The organism is Pseudomonas frederiksbergensis, assembly GCF_003732275.1.
Classification (GTDB): Bacteria; Pseudomonadota; Gammaproteobacteria; order Pseudomonadales; family Pseudomonadaceae; genus Aquipseudomonas; species Aquipseudomonas frederiksbergensis_H.
The window spans coordinates 20,519-41,302 of the sequence record NZ_MOBM01000003.1; the positions used below are offsets into that span (position 1 = coordinate 20,519).

18 protein-coding genes are annotated in these 20,784 nt (G+C 61.4%); 14 read left to right on the forward strand and 4 right to left on the reverse strand.

Features of this window, described 5'->3' with window-relative positions; all coding sequences use genetic code 11:
* Positions 1-44 precede the first annotated feature (44 nt).
* Positions 45-1,019, forward strand: coding sequence for a transcriptional regulator FtrA (gene ftrA / locus BK662_RS01640; protein WP_123356168.1), 975 nt, complete (start codon positions 45-47; stop codon positions 1,017-1,019).
* Between the two features lie 181 nt (positions 1,020-1,200).
* Here the strand turns inward: ftrA and cobF are convergent, their stop codons facing one another.
* Together cobF and BK662_RS01650 are read right to left on the reverse strand one after the other, a co-directional pair.
* Positions 1,201-1,956 (reverse strand): precorrin-6A synthase (deacetylating), encoded by a 756-nt coding sequence (gene cobF / locus BK662_RS01645; RefSeq protein ID WP_123356170.1) that lies wholly within the window; start codon positions 1,954-1,956, stop codon positions 1,201-1,203.
* The gene (locus BK662_RS01650; protein WP_123356172.1) at positions 1,956-2,528 is read right to left on the reverse strand and encodes a histidine phosphatase family protein; all 573 of its coding nucleotides are present in this window, start codon (positions 2,526-2,528) and stop codon (positions 1,956-1,958) included. The genes cobF and BK662_RS01650 overlap by 1 nt, the downstream gene beginning before the upstream one ends.
* Before the next feature lie 341 nt (positions 2,529-2,869).
* Here BK662_RS01650 and BK662_RS01655 point away from each other — a divergent pair, with 341 nt between their 5' ends.
* The 8 genes from BK662_RS01655 to BK662_RS01690 all read left to right on the forward strand — a co-directional run bounded on the left by BK662_RS01655 (position 2,870) and on the right by BK662_RS01690 (position 11,171).
* Positions 2,870-3,724: a MurR/RpiR family transcriptional regulator gene (locus BK662_RS01655; protein ID WP_123356175.1), complete on the forward strand. Its 855-nt coding sequence runs from the start codon at positions 2,870-2,872 to the stop codon at positions 3,722-3,724.
* Positions 3,725-3,726: 2 nt separating this feature from the next.
* A complete protein-coding gene (locus BK662_RS01660; RefSeq protein ID WP_123356177.1) occupies positions 3,727-4,371 on the forward strand; it encodes a cysteine hydrolase family protein in 645 nt (214 codons plus the stop codon).
* Positions 4,368-5,699 carry a type I glutamate--ammonia ligase gene (locus BK662_RS01665; RefSeq protein ID WP_123356179.1) on the forward strand — a complete coding sequence of 444 codons (1,332 nt, stop codon included), beginning with the start codon at positions 4,368-4,370 and terminating at the stop codon, positions 5,697-5,699. Before BK662_RS01660 ends, BK662_RS01665 begins: the two co-directional genes overlap by 4 nt.
* A complete protein-coding gene (locus BK662_RS01670; protein WP_123356181.1) occupies positions 5,683-6,435 on the forward strand; it encodes an N-formylglutamate amidohydrolase in 753 nt (250 codons plus the stop codon). Before BK662_RS01665 ends, BK662_RS01670 begins: the two co-directional genes overlap by 17 nt.
* A gap of 57 nt (positions 6,436-6,492) precedes the next feature.
* Positions 6,493-7,842, forward strand: coding sequence for an APC family permease (locus BK662_RS01675; RefSeq protein ID WP_123356183.1), 1,350 nt, complete (start codon positions 6,493-6,495; stop codon positions 7,840-7,842).
* Between the two features lie 119 nt (positions 7,843-7,961).
* Positions 7,962-8,978, forward strand: coding sequence for an arginine N-succinyltransferase (gene astA, locus BK662_RS01680; RefSeq protein ID WP_123356185.1), 1,017 nt, complete (start codon positions 7,962-7,964; stop codon positions 8,976-8,978).
* A 61-nt stretch (positions 8,979-9,039) separates the two neighbouring features.
* Positions 9,040-10,074, forward strand: a complete 1,035-nt coding sequence (locus BK662_RS01685; RefSeq protein WP_123356187.1) for an arginine N-succinyltransferase subunit beta — start codon at positions 9,040-9,042, stop codon at positions 10,072-10,074.
* A gap of 227 nt (positions 10,075-10,301) precedes the next feature.
* Positions 10,302-11,171 (forward strand): oxaloacetate decarboxylase, encoded by an 870-nt coding sequence (locus BK662_RS01690; RefSeq protein WP_123356189.1) that lies wholly within the window; start codon positions 10,302-10,304, stop codon positions 11,169-11,171.
* A gap of 353 nt (positions 11,172-11,524) precedes the next feature.
* On the opposite strand, the gene BK662_RS01695 is transcribed toward BK662_RS01690, so the two are convergent.
* A complete protein-coding gene (locus BK662_RS01695) occupies positions 11,525-12,766 on the reverse strand; it encodes a M20/M25/M40 family metallo-hydrolase (RefSeq protein WP_123356191.1) in 1,242 nt (413 codons plus the stop codon).
* A 289-nt stretch (positions 12,767-13,055) separates the two neighbouring features.
* A complete protein-coding gene (locus BK662_RS01700) occupies positions 13,056-14,129 on the reverse strand; it encodes a diguanylate cyclase (RefSeq protein ID WP_123356193.1) in 1,074 nt (357 codons plus the stop codon).
* Positions 14,130-14,337: 208 nt separating this feature from the next.
* On the opposite strand from BK662_RS01700, the gene BK662_RS01705 reads away from it, so the two are divergent.
* The 5 genes from BK662_RS01705 (at position 14,338) to hglS (ending at position 20,754) form a co-directional block, all read left to right on the forward strand.
* The gene (locus tag BK662_RS01705) at positions 14,338-15,267 is read left to right on the forward strand and encodes an alpha/beta fold hydrolase (protein ID WP_123356195.1); all 930 of its coding nucleotides are present in this window, start codon (positions 14,338-14,340) and stop codon (positions 15,265-15,267) included.
* A 180-nt stretch (positions 15,268-15,447) separates the two neighbouring features.
* Positions 15,448-16,947: a glycolate oxidase subunit GlcD gene (gene glcD / locus BK662_RS01710; protein WP_123356197.1), complete on the forward strand. Its 1,500-nt coding sequence runs from the start codon at positions 15,448-15,450 to the stop codon at positions 16,945-16,947.
* Positions 16,947-17,996, forward strand: a complete 1,050-nt coding sequence (gene glcE, locus BK662_RS01715; RefSeq protein ID WP_123356199.1) for a glycolate oxidase subunit GlcE — start codon at positions 16,947-16,949, stop codon at positions 17,994-17,996. The genes glcD and glcE overlap by 1 nt, the downstream gene beginning before the upstream one ends.
* Positions 17,997-18,008: 12 nt before the next feature.
* On the forward strand, positions 18,009-19,226 hold the full coding sequence (gene glcF, locus BK662_RS01720) for a glycolate oxidase subunit GlcF (protein ID WP_123356201.1): 1,218 nt from the start codon (positions 18,009-18,011) through the stop codon (positions 19,224-19,226).
* 136 nt (positions 19,227-19,362) lie between these two features.
* Entirely contained in the window at positions 19,363-20,754 is a 1,392-nt protein-coding gene (gene hglS / locus BK662_RS01725) for a 2-oxoadipate dioxygenase/decarboxylase HglS (RefSeq protein ID WP_123356203.1), read from the forward strand.
* Positions 20,755-20,784: the final 30 nt, after the last annotated feature.

A 20,784-nucleotide genomic window follows, 5' to 3' on the forward strand; every position in this document is an offset into this window, starting at 1 on the left:
CGCTACAGTGGCGCACAAGACACTCACCGGGAATTTTCCGCCAAATGCAGCCCACCCCTGGATTGGTCGCGATTCTGGCCTACGACGGCCTCTGTACTTTCGAATTCGGCATCGCCGTGGAGATCTTCGGCCTGGCGCGGCCGGAGTTCGATTTCCCTTGGTATGAGCATCGTATCGTCGCTGTCGACCAAGGGCCGATGTGTGCCATGGGCGGCATTCAGGTGCTGGCCGACGGCGGGATGGAACTGCTGGAAGAGGCCCGGACCATCATCATCCCCGGCTGGCGCGACCGCAGCGCCGCGGTGCCTGAACCTTTGCTCGCCGCCCTGCGCCAGGCCCATGCCCGGGGTGCGCGATTGCTGTCGATCTGTTCGGGGGTATTCGTGCTGGCGGCCACCGGTTTGCTCGACGGTCACGGCGCCACGACGCATTGGCGCTACACCGCTGAACTGGCCGAACGTTTTCCGGACATTCAGGTGGACCCGGACGTGCTCTATGTCGATTCGGGCCAATTGATCACCTCAGCCGGCAGCGCCGCCGGCATCGATGCCTGCCTGCACCTGGTCGCGCGGGATTTCGGCACTCAGGTGGCCAACTCGGTGGCACGGCGGTTGGTGATGTCGCCGCAACGTACCGGCGGCCAGGCGCAGTTCATTCCGTCACCGGTCAGCCCGACGCCGCGCAGCGATCTGTCGCGGGTCATGCAATGGGCGCGGGAACGTCTGCACGAACCGCTGGAAGTTCGCGACCTCGCCAGCGAGGCGGCCATGAGTGAACGCACGTTTCTGCGGCGGTTCACCGAAGCCAGCGGCCTGCCACCCAAGGCATGGTTGCAACATGAGCGCCTGGCCCGGGCCCGTGAGTTGCTGGAGAGCACCCGCCAGAACACCGAGCAGATTGCCCAGCATTGTGGTTATCGTTCGGTGGAGAGTTTCCGGGTGGCGTTTCGCAGTATGGTCGGAGTGCCGCCGTCGGTTTATCGGGAGCGGTTTGGGCGCGAGGTAAAGGCGATTTTTTGAGGTGTGCTTGAGGGCCCCTTCGCGAGCAGGCTCGCTCCCACATTAGATCTGTGGTGACCACAAGACCATTGTAGGAGCGAGGCTTGCCCGCGAAGGCGTCGTACACAAATGTTGTGATCAATAGAGATCCACTGTGGGAGCGAGCCTGCTCGCGATGGCGCCCCCCCAGACACCCATTCTCTCAAGACTTGCGCAACAAATAGGTATCCATAATCCACCCATGCTCCAGCCGCGCCGCCTTGCGCACGCGCTCAATCTCATCCGCGACATCCTTGAGCTTGCCGCTAATCAGGATTTCATCCGGCGTCCCCAGATAAGCCCCCCAGTAAATCTCCGTCTCCTGATCGGCCACGTGATGGTAGGCATCTTGCGCATCCAGCATCACCACCAGACTGTCGGCGTCACTCACCTGCCCCGCCGCCAACCGCCGGCCGGTGGTGATTTCAATCGAGCGACCGATGCGATTCAGCGGCACCTTATGTTGCGCCGCCAACGCCTGCACGCTGGTGATTCCGGGGATCACCTCGAACTCGAACACACACCGGCCTGACGCCAGAATCGCCTGCAGAATCCGAATGGTGCTGTCGTACAACGCCGGGTCACCCCACACCAGAAAACCGCCGCACTGGTCGTCGGTCATTTCCTCGCTGATCAACCGCTCGAAGGTCTGCTGCTTGGCGCGGTTCAGGTCTTCGACGCTGACCTTGTAGTCCACATCCCCGCGCTCCCGCTCCGGGCTGTGGGCCTCGACGAAGCGGTAGCCCTGACCAGTGATGTAGCGCTCACAGATCTCGCGGCGCAGGTCGATCAGTTTGTCTTTGCTCTGGCCCTTGTCCATGAGGAAAAACACATCGACGCAGTTCAGCGCCTTCACCGCCTGCATCGTGATGTAATCGGGGTTGCCGGCGCCGACACCGATGACCAGAAGTTTTTTCATCAATGTGCTCCCTCAGGGTCCGTGCCCATCAAGCGTAGCCGCCAGCGACCGTTGAACCGCAACTCGATGGCCGACAACGGTTCGACGTCGATCTGGTTGAACGCCGCGCCCTGCAGCACCTGCATCAGTGCGGCGCGGATGACAAAAGGATGGGTGATGGCAACGATATGCCCCGGCGTCGCCTCAAGGCTATTCAACCACCCAGCCACCCGCTTACCGAGTTGCGCCACCGATTCTCCACCGTGAGGCGCCGAGGTCGGGTCATTGAGCCAGGCCTGGAGCGTCTCGGGTTCGGCTGTTTGCAGATCGTCGATCGACGTGCCTTTCCAGCGTCCGAAATCGCAATCTGCCAGTGCCGCGACAATCTCCACGTCGTCGCCAAACAGCTCAGCGGTTTGCCGGGTCCGCCGTTCCGGGCCACAGAGCAAACGGGGTGTGCCCTTGAACTGGCGGCAACGCGAACCCTTCACCGATTGCCAATCCATTTCCAACGGCTCATTCGTAGGAAAACACGCCAATTTTTGTGCGACGGTTCGAGCGTGGCACATCAGGGTCAAGCGGGTCGCCTGCACGGAAGATTTCTCTGTCGATGGGATGGAGAACGGCACGATGCCACCAATAATCGGCCCATTGTGCCGCAAGAAGCGCGATCCGGGGCGCTTCGTTTCAGCAGTCGTTCAAGGTTGGCGACCCCATTTTATCCCCGATAAGTAGCAATCTCTGACACCTCTATGGGCGATGTCCTACAAAGGCAGTCGACATCCGCGTAGCCCACTGCGCACGGGGTTTTCACCCTATTTTGGGGCGTTTAAAATCCACACAATAATTCACTAGACATGTAGCACACGTTACATAAATACTGTTTTGGCAATTTATGAAATGAAACCGACACACCCATCCAGCAGGAGCCCGGATGCCCTCTCTCAGAGACCTGATCACCAATCCCGGCCTGGACTTCACCCCGTCGGAACGCAAAGTCATACGAGCCTTGCTGGACCAGTATCCGCGTAACGGACTGGGCCCCATGTCACGTCTGGCCGAACATGCCGGTGTCAGCGATCCGACCATTGTGCGGCTGGTAAAGAAGCTTGGTTTCAGCGGTTATGCCGAGTTTCAGGAAGCCTTGCTCCGCGACATGGACGACCGCCTGCGCTCTCCCCGTACCCTGTTGCAACCCCGCGCTCATCTCAAGAAAGATGACCCCTGGAGCCACTATCTGGCGAACAGCCATCGGGCATTGGTCGATACCCAGGCGCTGACCCAACCCGAAGACGTGCGAATTTTGATCGAATGGCTGCTCGACATCCGTCATCAGATCCATTGCTTTGGCGGCCGCTTCAGCAGTTTCCTCGCCAACTATTTGCTCAACCATCTGCGCCTGCTGCGGCCCGGCTGTTTTGCCCTGGAAGACAACGCGCAATTACCGGACCGGTTGTTCGACGTGCAGCGTCAGGACGTGGTGCTGATGTTCGACTATCGCCGCTACCAGTCCCAGGCCCTGCGAGTCGCCAATGCCGCAAAGAGTCGACATGCGCGGGTCGTGCTGTTCACCGACGTCTACGCATCACCGCTGCGGGAAATGGCCGACCTGATCATCAGTGCGCCGGTGGAATCGGCGTCGGCCTTCGACTCGATGGTTCCGGCGCTGGCCCAGGTTGAAGCACTGGTTGCCTGCCTGTCCCTGCGTAGCCCCGATCTGGCCGATCGCCTGGAAGGCATCGATGCCCTGCGGACCGACTTCGACACTCACCTGCTGGAGGATAAATAAGGATGTTCACGCTCCCCCACCACTCGCCCCGGGACTTGCCGTTTGCCGCCGACCACACCGCGCTGTTGCTGGTGGACATGCAGCGTGCCTGGCTCGAACCGCAGTTCGACCCGCACCTCAACAGGCCGGATGCCGAATACTTTCTGACCCGCGCCCACATGCAAGTGGTGCCCAATCAACGCCGACTGCTCAGTGCCTTTCGTAATGCGCGACAAAACGTGCTGCACACGCTCATCGAAAGTCTCACCGCCGATGGTCGCGATCGTTCGCTGGATCACAAACTCTCGGACATGCACCTGCCCAAAGGCAGCCTGCAAGCACGAATCATCGATGACCTGACGCCGATCGAAAACGAAATCGTGCTGCCCAAGACCTCTTCCGGGGTCTTCAACTCCACCAACATCGACTACGTGCTGCGCAACCTTGAAACCCGGCACCTGATCATCGCCGGCATTGTCACCGATCAGTGCGTAGACATGGCCGTGCGCGATGCCGCCGACCGCGGCTATCTGGTGACGCTGGTCGAAGATGCCTGCGCCACCTACACCGAACAACGGCATCACGCCTGCCTGAATGCCATCAAAGGCTACTGCTGGATCACCGATACCCAAACCGTGCTCCGCCGGTTACAGGAGATGCAGCCATGAGCGCACGCCTGTCACCACTGCCGATGACCACGATCGTCACCACCGACCTGATCGGCGTGACGCGCGGCCGTTCCTTTCCCACCGACGAACTCGATGCCTATCAAGTGGCGGGCTGCGGCTGGGTGCCGGCCAACAGCGCCCTGACCCCGCAAGACATCATCGCCTCCAGCAATCCATGGGGCGCTTATGGAGACTTGCGGCTGATCCCCGACTTGAGCAGCCGCGTGACCGTCAACAACGGCCCGGACGCCAATGCTCCGGCGCTGGACTTCATTCATGGAGATATTCGTGAAACCGATGGCCGCCCGTGGGGCGCCTGTCCGCGCACGCTGTTGCGCAACGAGGTAGAGCGTTATCGCGACGAATTGGGACTGCAGATCAACGCCGCGTTCGAACATGAATTCAACCTTGGCAGCGGCGCGGCTGAGCATCTGGCGTTCTCTCTTGAGGCGCAGCGCCAGGGCGCCGAGTTCGGCGGCTGGTTGCTCAGCGCACTGCGTGCCGGCGGTGTGGAACCAGAGATGTTCCTGCCGGAATACGGCAAGCACCAATACGAAATCACTTGCCGCCCGGCCCTTGGCGTCGCCGCCGCCGACCGCGCGGTGAACGTGCGCGAGATCACTCGTGAGATTGCTCGGCAAATGGGCCTGGACCTGAGTTTCGCCCCCAAGACCTCCGAGCAGGCGGTGTGCAATGGCGTGCATTTACACGTGAGCCTGCAGGATCTGGCCGGCCACCCGGTGATGTACGACGCGGGCACCACCAACGGCCTGTCGACCCTCGGCCAGCATTGGGCCGCCGGCGTTCTGCATTATTTGCCGGCGCTCTGTGCCTTTACCGCGCCGACACCGGTTTCCTACGAACGTTTGCAGCCCCATCACTGGAGTGCTTCCTACGCCTGCCTCGGCCAACGCAACCGCGAAGCGGCACTGCGGATTTGCCCGACCGTGAGCCTGGGCGGCAAAGCCGTGGCGGCGCAGTACAACCTGGAATTTCGCGCCATGGACGCCACCGCCTCGCCGCATCTGGCCATGGCCGCGTTGCTGATCGCCGGGCGCCTGGGCATCGAGCAGCGTCTGGCCCTCAACGCGATTACCGATGAAGTCCCTGATTCCCTGAACGAAGAGCAACGCCAGGCCCGCGGTATCGTCGCCCTGCCGGCGTCCCTGCCCCAGGCCCTGGAATGCCTGCGCAACAGCGAGGCGCTGATCGAAGCCCTGCCGAGCGTCTTGCTGGACACCTGGTTTGCCCTTAAAACCGAAGAACTGAGGCTCACGGACCAGCTCTCGCCCGCCGATCTTTGTGAGCACTATGCGCGCCTGTATTGAGTCCGCCGAACTGGGGCTCTACACCCAGCCTGCCTACACCCTGAGCCGGGAAGCCTCCGAGCACCCGCTGATTCTGGTGTGTGAACACGCCAGTCGTTTTATCCCGGCCGGGTTGAATGACCTGGGCTTGAGCCACGAAGCCGCCCGCGAACACATCGCTTGGGACATCGGCGCCCTGGCGCTGGCCGAGGGCTTGTCCGAAGCACTGGGCGCCACTCTGTTGGCGGCCAACTATTCACGGCTATTGATCGACCTCAATCGCCCGCGCCATGCGCCGGACAGCATTGCGTTGCAAAGCGAGATTTATCAGGTGCCGGGCAATCGGGATCTGGACGAGGCCACCCGCGACTATCGCCGCCACTGCCTGTTCGAGCCATTTCATACACGCCTGAAAACCTTGATCGACACCCGTGTGGCGCAAGGTCGGCCGGTTCGCGTGGTGGGGATTCACAGTTTCACGCCGATATATTACGGCCAGCCACGAGTGCTGGAAGTCGGCGTGTTGTACGGACAGGCCGGGGAATACGCGCAGCGAGTGATCGACGGGTTGAGTCGGCACCCTTTGAAAGTCGCGGGTAATCAGCCGTACAAAGTCGATCCGCGGGGTGACATGACCGTGCCGGTTCACGGCGATGCACGCGGGCTTGAGTCGGTGTTGATCGAGGTACGCAACGATCTGCTGCGCACGTCCGAAAACATCGGTCGCTGGACCGACTATCTGGCGCCACTGCTGTAGAGCAACAGCTTCAAACTCGCAGCGTGCAGCTGCTTTCATATCAAGGAGAAGGGCTTCATGGAAATTGAAGAATTCGGCTACAAGCAAGAGTTGAAACGCAGCCTGTCACTGACGGACCTGGTGGTGTACGGGATGATCTTCATGATCCCCATCGCCCCATTCGGCGTTTATGGTTACGTCAACGCCGAAGCCCCGGGGATGGTGCCGCTGGCCTACATCATCGGCATGGTGGCGATGCTGTTCACCGCCCTCAGTTACGGCAGCATGGCCCGGGCCTTTCCGATTGCGGGCTCCGTATATTCCTACGCACAACGCGGCCTCAACCCGCATGTCGGGTTTATCGCCGGTTGGCTGATGCTGCTCGATTATTTGCTGATTCCGCCACTGCTCTACGTCTATGCGGCGATGGCGCTGAATCATTTGTACCCGGACATCCCGAAAGTCGGCTTCATCCTGGCCTTTCTGGTCAGCGCCACCTTCGTCAACCTGCGGGGCATTACCTTCACCGCACGGATGAACATTATCTTTCTACTGGCGCAACTGGTGGTGCTGGGGATCTTCCTGTTCTATGCCTGGAACGCGCTGCACAACGGCGGCGGTAACGGCGAGCTGACTCTGGCGCCACTGTATAACCCCGAGACGTTCAACTTCGCCCTGCTGATGCAAGCGGTGTCGATTGCCGTGCTGTCGTTCCTCGGTTTCGATGCGATTTCCACCCTCGCCGAAGAAATCAAGGGCGACCCGGGTCGCAGCGTCGGCAAGGCAGCGCTGATCACGTTGCTGGTGATGGGCGTGATCTTCGTCGTGCAGACCTGGATTGCCACGGATCTGGCCGCCGGCCTGGGCTTCAAGTCCGCCGACACTGCGTTCTATGAAATCGCCGAAATCGCCGCCGGCAGCTGGCTGGCAACCCTGACCGCCGTGGCCACCGCCCTGGCCTGGGGCGTGGCAGTTGCAATTACCTCGCAAGCGGCGGTTTCGCGCCTGCTGTTCGGTATGGCGCGGGACGGCAAACTGCCAAAAGTGCTGGCCAAGGTGCATCCAAAACACAACACGCCGTATGTAAGCATTTATCTGGTGGCAGCGCTGTCGCTGGTGATCTGCTACCTGTTCATCAACTCGGTGGACACCCTCACCTCCCTGGTGAACTTCGGCGCCCTGAGCGGCTTTATGTTGCTGCACCTGACCGTAATCAACTATTACTGGCGTCGGCAGAAGTCCGGCCAGGTGATTCGTCACCTGCTCTGCCCGGTAATCGGCTTCATCATCGTCGCGGCCATCATGTACAACATGGGCGTCGATGCACAGAAACTCGGCCTGATCTGGATTGCCCTGGGGCTGGTCTATCTATTCTTCCTCAACAAACTGGGTGCCAGCACGGTCCTACCCGACCCAAGCAATGGCTGACAAGAAAAAGAGCAGCGTCTGACATGAATTCAGGCGACAGCCGATTTAACGCGTGGAAACCGACAGTGATAGTCAGGTTCGGTGCAAACCACCGAACCCTTTGATACAGGAGTATGTCCATGCTGGTCTTACGCCCAGTGGAGTTAACCGACCTGCCCCAGTTGCAGCAACTGGCGCGCGACAGTCTGGTGGGGGTCACGTCCTTGCCGGACGACACCGAACGCCTGCGCGAGAAGATTCTCGACTCTTGCGCTTCGTTCGAGAAAGACGTCCAGGGGCCTGGCCCGGAGAATTATTTCTTCGTGCTGGAAAATCTCACGACTCGCCGTCTGGCCGGCTGCTCGGAAATCCTCGCCACCGCAGGGTTCAGCGAACCGTTCTACAGTTTGCGCAACCGTCATTTCACCAGCGCCTCACGGGAGCTGAACATCGAGCATGGGGTGCCGGCGCTGTCGGTGTGCCACGACCTCAGTGGTCATACTTTGCTGCGCGGTTTCCATATCGACACAGCGCTGGAACGCACGCGGTTTTCCGAATTGCTGTCCCGGGCGCGGCTGCTGTTCATCGCCGCACACACGGCGCGCTTTGCCGAAGCGGTGATCACCGAAATCGTTGGCTACAGCGACGAAAAGGGTCAGTCACCGTTCTGGGATGCGCTGGGCAAGCATTTCTTCGACCTGCCGTACGTCGAGGCCGAGCGGCTTTGCGGTCTGCAGAGCCGGACATTTCTCGCCGAACTGATGCCACAGTACCCGATCTACGTGCCGATGCTGCCCCCGGCGGCACAGGCATGTATCGGTCGGATTCATCCCGACGGTCAGGAGGCCTTCGACATTCTTGAACGCGAAGGCTTCGAGACCAACAGCTACATCGACCTGTTCGACGGTGGCCCGACGTTGTACGCACGCACCTCGAACATTCGCTCCATCGCCCAAAGCCAGACCGGCACGGTGCACCCTGGCTCAGCCATCGATGCGCGCGGCAGCTACTTGGTGAGCAACGATTCGTTGAAGGATTACCGCGCCATCGTCGCCGAGTTGGACTATCGCGCCGGGCAACCCGTGGCCTTGAGCGCCGAGATGTGCGCGGCCCTGAATGTGACCGACGCCAGTGCGATCCGGTTGATCGCCCTGTGAGCCGCCACCGGCCCTGTGCCCAACGACAGCGCCCGAACAAGCGCGAAGAAGGAGCTGCATCATGATTGTCCGCCCGGTTCAAGTCACCGACCTGCCCGCCTTGCTGGATCTGGTGCAACGGGCCGCCCCCGGGGTCACCACCCTGCCGGCCAGTGAGGAACGCCTGGCCCACCGAGTGCGCTGGTCTCAGCGCACCTTTGCCGAACAGGTCGAGCGTGCGGACGCCGATTACCTGTTCGTGCTTGAAGACGACGATCAACAAGTGGTCGGCGTCAGTGCCCTGGCGGGAGCCGTCGGCCTGCGGGAGCCCTGGTACAACTACCGGGTCGGACTCACGGTCAGCTCGTCGCCGGACCTGGGTATTCAGCGCCAGATCCCCACATTGTTCCTGAACAACGAAATGACCGGCCAATCGGAAATCTGTTCGCTGTTTCTGCGACACGATCAACGTCACGGCAATAATGGTCGATTGCTATCGCTGGGACGCCTGCTGTTCGTTGCCGAGTTCCCCCATCTGTTCGGCGACAAGCTCATTGCCGAACTGCGCGGCAGTGCCGACGAACAAGGCTGCTCACCGTTCTGGGACAGCCTGGGCCGGCATTTTTTCAAGATGGATTTCAGCCATGCCGATCACTTGTCGGGGCTGGGCAGCAAAGCCTTTATCGCCGAACTGATGCCACGCCAGCCGCTCTACACCTGCCTGCTCACCGAACAGGCGCAAGCGGTAATCGGCAAGCCGCACCCGAACACGGAGCCGGCGCTGAAGATCCTCACCACCGAGGGGTTTGCCCATAAGGGTTACATCGACATCTTCGACGCCGGCCCGGTGATCGAAGCCCCCATATCGAGAATCCGCACGGTGCGTGACAGCCAACGCTTGGAGCTGGCCATCGGCACGCCCGACGACCAGGCGCCGGTATGGCTGATCCACAACCGCCGCCTGGAAAACTGCCGCATCACCACTGCCCAGGCGCGGCTGGTCGGCAATAGCCTGATCGTCGACCGGCTCACCGCCAAACGCCTGCAATTGCAACCAGGCAACTCGGTCCGCGCCGTGCCGCTGCGCAACCAACAGCAGCAGGCGGTGGCGGCGTGATCGGAAAAGATCGCAGTCTTCGGCAGCGCCTACATCATTCTTTACCCGCCCGCATCGATCGTTGAACATCCTGCAGGAGCTGCCGCAGACTGCGATCTGTTGATCTTGCATTCCTTGGCCGGCAAATTCGTCATCATTCTTCACCCGCCCACGTGATAGCCTTTTGTTCCTTCGGCGTTGACACTTTTGCTCAAGCCCTTCCATTCCTTTGTATTGGTGGAACTCATATGTCCAGGCTCTCACATCAAGATTTGCGCCGTAATTTCCGCCAACTGTTCGCTTCCCACACCTGCTATCACACCGCGTCGGTCTTCGATCCCATGTCGGCACGCATTGCCGCTGACCTGGGTTTTGAAGTGGGGATCCTCGGTGGTTCGGTCGCGTCGTTGCAGGTGTTGGGCGCCCCCGACTTTGCCTTGATCACCCTGAGCGAATTCGCCGAGCAGGCTACCCGCATCGGCCGCGTGGCCCAATTGCCGGTGATTGCCGACGCCGACCACGGCTACGGCAACGCGCTCAACGTCATGCGCACCATCGTCGAGCTCGAACGCGCCGGCGTGGCCGCCCTGACCATCGAAGACACCCTGTTGCCGGCACAATTCGGCCGCAAGTCCACTGACCTGATCGGGGTCGCGGAAGGCGTCGGCAAGATCCGCGCAGCGCTCGAAGCCCGGGTCGACTCGGAAATGGCGATCATCGCCCGCACCAACGCGGGGATCCTGCCGGTTCAGGAAATCATCAGCCGCACCCAGCATTACCAGCAGGCCGGGGCCGACGGGATTTGCATGGTGGGCGTGCGGGACTTCGACCACCTCGAACAAATCGCCGAGCACCTGAGTGTGCCGCTGATGCTGGTCACCTACGGCAACCCGCTGCTGCGCGACGACAAACGCCTCGCCGAACTGGGCGTGCGCGTCACCATCGACGGCCATGGCGCCTACTTCGCCGCGATCAAGGCCACTTACGACAGTCTGCGGGAACAGCGGCAGTTCTTCACTCAGGCGTCGGACTTGAGCGCCACTGAACTGACTCACACCTATACGCAGCCTGAGGATTACATTCGTTGGGCGGAGGAATACATGAGCGTCAAGGAGTGAGGGTTCGGCTGAAATGATGGTGTGAACCGACATGACGCCATCGCGAGCAGGCTCGCTCCCACACTGGACTTTCTGTGAACACATTATTTGTGTACGCCAGCAATCAAATGTGGGAGCGGGCTTGCTCGCGAAGAGGCCAGATGAGACACCGCTAAATCACGACCTTGAACCTCCCTACTCCGAACCACCGCCGCCCCCCGTGGCGAGGGGGCTCGCCCCCGTTCGGCTGCGCAGCAGTCGTAAATCCAGTCGACTCGGTGGTCTGAAAGAATGCAGGGGGCCGCTACGCGTCCCAACGGGGGCAAGCCCCCTCGTCACAGAGAGCTGCGCCCGAAGTCTGGAGGCTGTATGGCCTATTTCTTGGTCAATTCCATAATCATCCGCGACAACAGATAAATCCTCGGCGCCACGCTCTCGACCTCGGCGTATTCCTCGGGCGTATGGATATTCCCGCCGACAATCCCGAACCCGTCCAGCGTCGGTGTACCCACCCCGGCCGAGAGACTGGCATCCGCCGCCCCGCCGCTGCCTTCTTCCGTCAGCTTGCGGCCGATCTCGCCGTAAATCCCTTGGGCCATGGCCATCAAGCGATCCGACTCCGCCGTTTGCGGCATCGGCGGCAAGCCGCGTTTAAGGGTGGTGGTGACTTCAGTCTCGGGAATCAGTTTGTCCTTGGAAACCCGTGCCAGGTCCTTTTCGATCCGGTCGAACTCTTCCGGCACCGCTGCCCGCACGTCAGCCTTGGCCGTGGCCTGATCCGGAATCACGTTGGTGCGGTCGCCAGCGTTCAGCACGGTGAAGTTGATGGTGGTTTTCTTCTGCGCGTCCCCCAGTTTGCCGAGTTGCAGAATCTGGTGCGCGGCTTCCATGGCCGCATTACGCCCCAGTTCCGGCGCGACGCCGGCGTGAGACGCCTTGCCTTTGACCTCGACCAAGGCGGTGGCGCTGCCTTTGCGCCACACCACCAAACCATCGGCCGGGCGACCCGGTTCGAGGTTGAGGGTCACGTCGTGGGCCTTGGCGGTTTTCTTGATCAGGTCGGTGGCGACGTCCGAGCCGGTTTCTTCGCTGGCGTCGAGCAGGAAGGTGATTTGCGCGTAATCCTTGAAATCGAGGTTTTTCAGGACTTTCAGCGCATAGATCCCGGCGACGATGCCGCCCTTGTCGTCCATCACACCCGGCCCGTAAGCGCGGCCTTCCTTGATCTGGAACGGGCGCGCGGCGGCCGAGCCTTCCTTGAACACGGTGTCCATGTGCGCCATCAGCAGGATTTTCGCCTTGCCGGTGCCCTTGAGCGTGGCCAGCACATGGTTGCTCTTGTCCGGAGTGTTGGGCACGAGTTCGATGGTGGCACCGAGTTTCTTCAACTCTTCGATGGCGATGTCACTCACCTGGGTCAGGCCCGGCTCATAACCGGAGCCGGAGTCGATGTTCACCAAGCGTTCCAGCAGTTTCAGGGCTTCACCCTTGTACTGTTCGGCATCGGCGAGGACTTGTTTATGGGGTTCGGCGAAGGTTATGGGGGAGAAAGCACCGAGGGCGAGGGTCAGGCCAAGACTGGTGGCCAGGAGGGAGCGAGAGCGTTTGAACGTCATGAATCGATCCTTGTTTCGTGTCGGGAGTCAAAAATACCCTACCTGACTACAACGCAAGGCTCTACACCGGATGCGACACATACAAACCTGAATGACCATACATCCCCTGTGGGAGCGGCTTTTGTGGCGAGGGGGCTTGCCCCCGTTCGACTGCGAAGCAGTCGTAAAACCAGTCACCGCTGTCTAATTCAAGATTGCGGTGACTGGTTTTAGGGGCGCTTCGCTCCCCAACGGGGGCAAGCCCCCTCGCCACATAAGCCCGCTCCCACAAGGGATTTGTGGTGATCGGTCAGACCGAATTGAACAACGCTTTATGCGGTTTACCATCGCTGTGGCAGATGACGCGGTTGCGGCCGGTGGTCTTGGCTTCGTAGAGCGCCCGGTCGGCGTCGTTGAGCCACAGGGTCGCGTCGTCGTGGGCCGGGTTGAAGGCTGCCAGGCCTATGCTCAAACTGACTTTCAGCGCCGGGTTCTGCTCGTAACCCAACGTGGCGAAACGATCACGCAGCGCATCCATCGCCACGGCGGCGCGGTCCAGCGGCAGGTCCGGCAACAGCACGCAGAATTCGTCGCCGCCATAGCGCCCGGCGACATCCGCTGCCCGCAGGTTCTGCTTGAGCATTTTGCTCAGCTGACGCAGGACAATGTCTCCGGCGACATGGCCGTAGGTGTCGTTGATGATTTTGAAATGGTCGATGTCGATCAGCGCAATCGCCCCGCCCTGCTGCTGGCGTTGGCAACGCTGAAACTCGATTTCCAGCTGATCTTTCCAGGCGCCGTGATTCAGCAGGCCCGTCAGGCTGTCGGTGCGACTCAGGGCCAATAACTCGCGCTTGTGTTGGCCGAGGGTGTAGGCCTGACGGAAGCAGATCCAGCCCAGGGACATCGGATAAATCGACAGCAAAGGCAAGCAGGCGTACAGCTGAAACGGACTGGTTTGCGGGACAAAGGCCGGCAGGAACACCAGCAGCCCGACACCGATCCCGAGCATCTGCGCGATGGCGCCCATCAACAGAAAACGCAAACCGCCGATGGCCACGTTGTGCATCGCCATCATCGACAGCGTTGCCGCGCTGGGCAGCGGATTGAACTGCATGGCGGCCACCCAGAAACCGCCGAGAAACGCGTCTACCAGGATATTGCGGTGCTCGGCGTGGTAAGGAATTTTCGCCCGGCGCGCCCATTGATAGGCCACATGCGGCCAGAGCAGCCCGTTGAGCAGCATCACCACCCACACCCAAGGCGCCGGGTCGAGTGGATACATCCCTGCGCCGACGCACAATAATCCAAGGGCCAGCCCCAGGATTCGCGACCCATAAAGCCTCCTGGCCAGTGAAAGTCCCTTTCCTCCCTTTTTTTCCATAGCGGCCTCTGTACCACTGAACGGAGCCTGACAACACACGGGATTGAAAGTGTGTTTGAAGTCTATCAGGGCGACGGCAAATAGCCATCACCGGTTGGCGGTCTGAATAGCGTGGCCTCGCCATGAGCTGAGTGCCCAATGTTTGGTCTATACATGAAGGGAGGGATCGATAAACAACCTGCCCTGATCACTGCAAAGGAATAGCCTGATGCTTTTGTTGGTTGTCACTATCGCCGTCTTCGTGGCCTGGAGCTGGTTGAGCTACCCGACCATCGGTTACTGGCTCTATGACTTGAACATGGCGCTGGAGGCCCGGCTGTACCGGTTGCACAAGATCGTCGTGCCAATCACCGAAATGACGGTCTCGACTTGGCAAGGCGGGCCTTACGAAGCCTCCAGCAGTGTGCTGATGCTGCACGGCTACAGCGCCGACAAGAACATCTGGCTGCGCTTTGCCCGGCACTTTGTCGATGACTACCGGGTGATTATTCCTGACCTCGCCGGGCATGGCGAAACCGGCTTCAAGGCCGGCGGTGGCTATGACATTCCGGTCCAGGCCAAACGGTTGATCCAGTTGCTCGATATCTGTGGGGTCGAAAAGGTGCATGTGATCGGCAACTCCATGGGCGGCTACATCGCGGCGTGGCTGGCGGCCAATTACCCGGAGCGCATTATCTCGCTGGCGCTGCTCGACCCGGCCGGCGTCACCGCCCCGGAGCCCAGTGACATGGAGCGACACCTGGCCCGCGGGCACAACCCGTTTCTGATTCATTCCCGGGAGGAGTTCCAGTATTTCTACGCCATGACCATGGTCTCACCGCCATGGGTGCCGGGGATCGTGCTGGACGCCGTCGCCCAACGCTATGAACAGCAGCGCGACGAGCTGGAAGAAATTTTCAGGGACTTTCACGCCAGCCCGCCGATGGAGCCGAAACTGCCCGACATCAAATGCCCGGCGCTGCTTCTGTGGGGGCGCAAGGACCGTTTGATCGATGTCAGCAGCGTACCGGTCTGGAGCAAGGGCATCGCCGATCTGCGGGTGGAAATCTGGGACGGTGTCGGCCATATGCCGATGGTTGAGCAACCGGCCAATACGGCGCGGTTGTACCGGGAGTTTTTGGGAAGGAAAAACTGGTGAGATCCCCTGTGGCAAGCCCTGATCACATTCCCTGTGGGAGCGGGCTTGCTCGCGAAGACGGCGGCACATCCAGCATTGATGTCGACTGACACACTGCCTTCGCGAGCAAGCCCGCTCCCACAGTCCGCACCTTAACTGACTGGCATTGGGGCAAGTTCCCTCGCCATTGAGGTTCGCTCGATGAACATTCTTTACGACGAACGCATCGACGGTGCTCTGCCGAATGTAGACAAAGCCGCGCTGCTCAAGGCCTTGCAGCAGGAGGTGCCGGACCTGGACATTCTCTGGCGCGAAGAAGAACTCAAACCCTACGAATGCGACGGCCTCTCGGCCTATCGCACCACGCCGATGCTGGTCGCCCTGCCCCGGCAGCTGGAACAGGTGCAGGCGCTGCTCAGGCTCTGTCATGCCCGCAACGTGCCGGTGGTGGCGCGCGGGGCCGGCACCGGGTTGTCCGGCGGTGCGCTGCCATTGGACAAAGGCGTGCTACTGGTGATGGTGCGGTTCAACAACATTCTGCACATCGACCCCGCCGCCCGCACCGCTCGGGTCCAGCCAGGGGTGCGTAACCTGGCAATTTCCCAGGCGGCGGCGCCCTTCGGTTTGTATTACGCGCCGGACCCGTCCTCGCAAATCGCCTGTTCCATCGGCGGCAACGTCGCGGAGAACGCTGGTGGCGTGCATTGCCTCAAGTACGGCCTGACCGTACACAACCTACTCAAACTCGACGTGCTAACCCTTGAAGGCGAACACCTGACCCTCGGCGCCGATTCGCTGGACGCGCCGGGCTTCGACCTGCTGGCACTGTTCACCGGTTCCGAAGGCTTGCTGGGGATCATCACCGAAGTCACGGTCAAACTGCTGCCCAAACCCCAGGTCGCCAAAGTCCTGCTGGCGAGTTTCGATTCCGTGGAAAAGGCCGGTCGCGCGGTGGCCGAGATCATCGCCGCCGGGATCATCCCCGGAGGCCTGGAGATGATGGACAACCTGGCGATCCGTGCCGCCGAGGATTTCATTCACGCCGGTTACCCGGTGGACGCCGAAGCGATTCTGCTGTGCGAACTGGACGGTGTCGAAGCCGATGTCCACGACGATTGCGAACGAGTCCGCGAGGTGCTGCAACAGGCCGGCGCCAGCGAGGTGCGCCAGGCTCGGGACGAAGCCGAACGCGTGCGGTTCTGGGCCGGGCGCAAGAACGCCTTTCCGGCAATTGGCCGCCTCTCGCCGGATTACTACTGCATGGACGGCACCATCCCCCGCCGCGAATTGCCCGGTGTGCTCAAGGGCATCGCCAGCCTGGCGCAAGAATATGGCTTGCGCGTGGCCAACGTTTTCCACGCCGGTGACGGCAACATGCACCCGCTGATCCTGTTCGACGCCAACCAGCCCGGCGAGCTGGAGCGGGCCGAAGCCCTCGGCGGCAAGATCCTCGAACTGTGCGTGAAAGTCGGCGGCAGCATCACCGGCGAACATGGCGTCGGCCGGGAGAAAATCAATCAGATGTGTGCGCAGTTCAACAGTGATGAGTTAACGCTGTTTCACGCCGTCAAAGCCGCGTTCGACCCAAAGGGCCTGCTCAACCCCGGCAAGAACATCCCTACGCTGCACCGCTGCGCGGAATTCGGTGCGATGCACATCCACGCCGGGCAACTGCCGTTCCCTGAGCTGGAGCGTTTCTGATGCCGGACTTCGATGCCAGTGAAGCCCTGCTGGAGCAGGTCAAACAGGCGCGGGAGAACGCCACGCCGCTGCGCATTCAGGGTGGTAATACCAAGGCCTTTCTTGGCCGTGAGGTTGCAGGCGAAATACTCGACACCCGCGCCCATTGCGGCATCGTCAGCTACGACCCGACGGAACTGGTGATCAGCGTTCGCGCCGGCACGCCGCTGAGCGAATTGTTTGCCGCACTGGATGCAAAGGGGCAAATGCTGCCCTGCGAGCCGCCGTCGTTCGGCGAAGGCGCCACTGTTGGCGGGATGATCGCGGCGGGGCTGTCCGGACCGCGGCGCCCGTGGTCCGGTTCGGTGCGCGATTTTGTCCTCGGTACCCGGGTGATCAGCGGCCTCGGCACCCACCTGCGCTTCGGCGGTGAAGTAATGAAAAACGTCGCCGGCTACGACCTCTCGCGCCTGATGGTGGGCAGTTATGGCTGCCTCGGGGTGCTGACCGAAGTCTCGCTCAAAGTACTGCCCAAACCCCGGCAATGCTTGAGCATCAGCCTGGACATCGACTGCGCCCGCGCCTTGGAAAATCTGGCGCAATGGGGCCAGCAGCCGCTGCCCATCAGCGCCGCCTGCCATGACGGTCAGCGTTTGTATCTGCGGCTGGAAGGCGGCGAAGGTTCGGTCACGGCCGCCCATCAACGGCTTGGCGGCGAACCGTTGGATTCCGGTTATTGGGCCGACCTGAACGAACAACGACTAGACTTTTTTAATGAGGGCCTGCCGCTGTGGCGCTTGTCATTGCCCAACAACCTCGGGCCTCTGGACTTGCCCGGTGAGCAACTGATCGACTGGGGCGGCGCGCAACGCTGGTTGAAGTCCGCCGCCGACAACATTCAGTTGCGGGCCCATGAACTCGGCGGCCACGCCACCTGTTTCAGCCATGGCGTCAGCGAAACACCATTCCAGCCGCTGGCCCCGGCGCTGCTGCGCTATCACCGGCAACTCAAGGCGCAACTGGACCCGCAAGGGCTGTTCAACCCCGGCCGGATGTACGCGGAACTCTAGGGGGCGCTCTCGATGCAAACCAATCTCAGCGAACAGTCCAAACTACTGCCCCGCGCCGAAGAAGCGGACAAGATTCTGCGCACCTGTGTGCATTGCGGGTTCTGCAACGCCACGTGCCCGACCTACCAACTGCTGGGCGACGAACTGGACGGACCGCGCGGGCGCATCTACCTGATCAAGCAAGTGCTCGAAGGCGCCCCCGCCACGGCCAAAGCCCAGTTGCACCTGGATCGCTGCCTGACCTGCCGCAACTGCGAAACCACCTGCCCGTCCGGGGTGGATTATCACAACTTGCTGGACATTGGCCGCGCCGTGATCGATCAAGCGGTGCCGCGCCCGGCCAGTCAGTGGCTGTTGCGCCAAGGGTTGCGGGCATTGGCGCCGAACCCGAATCTGTTCAAGACCTTGCTGCAAATCGGCGCCACATTCCGGCCGTTGCTGCCACGGGGTGTTGAGGCGAAGTTGCCCCACGACCTTCCCGCCGCAGGCGAGCGCCCTGCCCCTCGGCATGCGCGCCGGGTGCTGATGCTCGAAGGCTGCGTGCAACCTGGTCTGTCGCCGAACACCAATGCCGCAACCGCGCGAGTGCTGGATCGGTTGGGGATCAGCGTGATTCCGGCACCGGAAGCCGGCTGTTGTGGCGCACTGGACTATCACCTCGACGCCCAAGCCATGGGCCTGGACCGCGCCCGACGCAATATCGACGCCTGGTGGCCGCACCTGGAAAATGGCGCCGAAGCCATTGTGCAAACCGCGAGCGGCTGCGGCGCATTCATCAAGGATTACGGGCATCTGCTGGAGCGCGATCCGGTCTATGCGGCCAAGGCCCGGCGGGTCAGCGAACTGGCGCTGGACCTGGTGCAAGTGCTGGCCGATGAACCTTTGGAACGGGTTTGCGCAGCCACCGAACAGCGGATCGCCTTCCACTGCCCCTGCACCTTGCAGCACGCGCAGAAACTCGGCGGCGCGGTAGAGGCCGTGCTGACCCGGTTGGGCTTCAATCTCACGGCGGTGCCCGACAGTCATTTGTGTTGCGGCTCGGCCGGCACCTATTCGATCACCCAACCGGAACTGGCGCGGCAACTCAGGGACAACAAACTCAACGCCCTGGAAAGCGATCACCCCGAGGTCATCGCCACCGCCAACATCGGCTGCCAGAGCCACCTCAACAGCGCCGGACGAACGCCGGTCAGGCACTGGATCGAATTGGTGGACCAAGTGCTGCGATAACACGTTGCAAGAACAGCCTGCGCTGCAAGAACAGTCCTTGGCAGAATGAAGTTCGTCAGAAACTTCGTTTGTCGGCGCCGCCGAAGGCTGCGATCTTTTCCGGCATCCGTTACGTCACTGCGCCAGGAAACTTTTCATGAGCCATCCGAACTTCGTCAGCCCTGACCTGATCCGCCAACGCTTCTCCAAAGCGATGTCCGACATGTACCGCGAAGAAGTGCCGCTATACGGCGCGCTGATGGAGCTGGTGGAACAGACCAACCGCCACGTGCTGGACAGCGACCCACAAATCGCCCGACAGCTGCACAGTACCGGTGAAATCCAGCGGCTGGACCTGGAGCGTCATGGCGCAATCCGCGTCGGCACCGCCGCCGAACTGGCGACCCTCGCCCGCCTGTTCGCGGTGATGGGCATGCAGCCGGTGGGCTATTACGACCTGACCCCGGCGGGCGTGCCGGTGCATTCCACCGCGTTCCGTGCCGTGCATGAGGCGGCGTTGCAGGTCAGCCCGTTCCGGGTGTTCACCTCGCTGCTGCGTCTGGAGCTGATCGAAGACGCCGAACTGCGGGCCTTTGCCCAGTCGGTGCTGGACCAGCGCTCTATCTTCACACCGGCGGCACTGACCCTCATTGAACGCGCTGAAACCCAGGGTGGCCTGACTGAGTACGAGACGCAGGACTTTGTCGCACAAGCCCTGGAAACCTTCCGCTGGCACCACAGCGCCACCGTCACCGCCGCGCAATACCAGCAACTCAGCGCCCAGCATCGACTGATCGCCGACGTGGTGGCGTTCAAGGGCCCGCACATCAACCACCTGACGCCACGCACCCTGGACATCGACATCGTCCAGGCGCAAATGCCCGCCCATGGCATCACCCCCAAAGCGGTGATCGAAGGCCCGCCCCGCCGCCAATGCCCGATCCTGCTGCGGCAAACCAGCTTCAAGGCGCTGGACGAACCGATTGCGTTTACCGATCAAACCGAAACCCGTGGCAGCCATAGCGCCCGCTTCGGTGAAATCGAGCAACGCGGCGCGGCACTCACCCCCAAAGGCCGGACGCTTTACGACCGCTTGCTCAACGCTGCCCGGGATGAACTGAAGGACTTCCCCAATGAAGCCAACGCCGCACGCTACAACGCGCTAATGACGCAGCACTTCGGCGAATTCCCTGACACCGTCGAGGACATGCGCCAACAGGAACTGGCGTACTTTCGCTACTTCGTAACGGAAAAAGGCCTGACGGCGGATGAACTGAAAGGCGCGTCGCTGGAAGATTTGCTCAAAGGCGGCTATGTGCGGGTTGAACCATTGGTGTACGAAGACTTTCTGCCGGTCAGTGCGGCGGGGATTTTTCAGTCGAATCTGGGGGATGCGGCGCAAACCCACTATGGCGTGCATTCGAACCAGCAAGCGTTCGAAAAAGCCTTGGGAAGATCGACGATTGATGAACTTGGGTTGTATGCCGAGACGCAGCGGCGGTCGATTGATGAGTGCTGCAAGACATTGGGATTACCGAGTCTGACTTGACCCAAAGAGCTTTCAGTCAAACACACTTTG